Source organism: Vibrio sp. 1727, assembly GCF_033344415.1.
Taxonomy (GTDB): domain Bacteria; phylum Pseudomonadota; class Gammaproteobacteria; order Enterobacterales; family Vibrionaceae; genus Vibrio; species Vibrio alginolyticus.
In genome coordinates this window covers 1-514 of record NZ_JAWPOT010000684.1, presented here as the reverse complement: position 1 = coordinate 514, position 514 = coordinate 1, and the positions used below count along the sequence as shown (strand labels likewise).

General features: G+C 45.5%; 2 protein-coding genes. One reads left to right on the top strand and one right to left on the bottom strand.

Going from position 1 to position 514, the window contains the following annotated elements; translation table 11 throughout:
- Window positions 1–108, top strand: a 108-nt coding sequence (locus R8O10_RS27605; RefSeq protein ID WP_318147866.1) for a ComEA family DNA-binding protein, incomplete at its 5' end; no start/stop codon positions are given.
- Between the two features lie 90 nt (window positions 109–198).
- On the opposite strand, the gene rrtA is transcribed toward R8O10_RS27605, so the two are convergent.
- A partial coding sequence (gene rrtA / locus R8O10_RS27600; RefSeq protein WP_318192281.1) for a rhombosortase occupies window positions 199–514 on the bottom strand: 316 nt, incomplete at its 5' end.

Below are 514 nucleotides of genomic sequence, written 5' to 3'. Positions count from 1 at the left end.
GACTACCGTACCGAGCACGGCCCATTTAAAACAGCAGCTGATTTAACCAATGTAAAAGGAATTGGTGAAGCAACCATCAAGAAAAACGAAGACCGCATTCTTCTATAAACGCGGGCTTCGACCATTGTATTCTTACTGAGTTTTCGTTTCCGGTTACTGCTTTCCCGAACCAAACCCTCTTTCGTGGTTCGGGATTTTTTATCCAAATATACGGCGATGGAATCCTTTCTCTACTAATGCCATACCTAAGCCTCCCATTGCACCAAACAGGTGTGCATCAACAGCAACACGAGCGCCTATCATTGCAGCAGTGCTGGTTGAAGGGCCATAAAATTGCTCCCATGCGATTTTCGCAATAAGTCCGGCGACTAAGAGTAGGCTACTTCTTCTGTTTTCAAACACTTCTCTGAGAGCCCAAAAACCAAACAAACCGTGTAAGACGCCAGACAAGCCGACATAGACTGACATGCTAGTCAGTAAGTTCATTGCGCCGACAAAGGCACAAAGCAAAAGA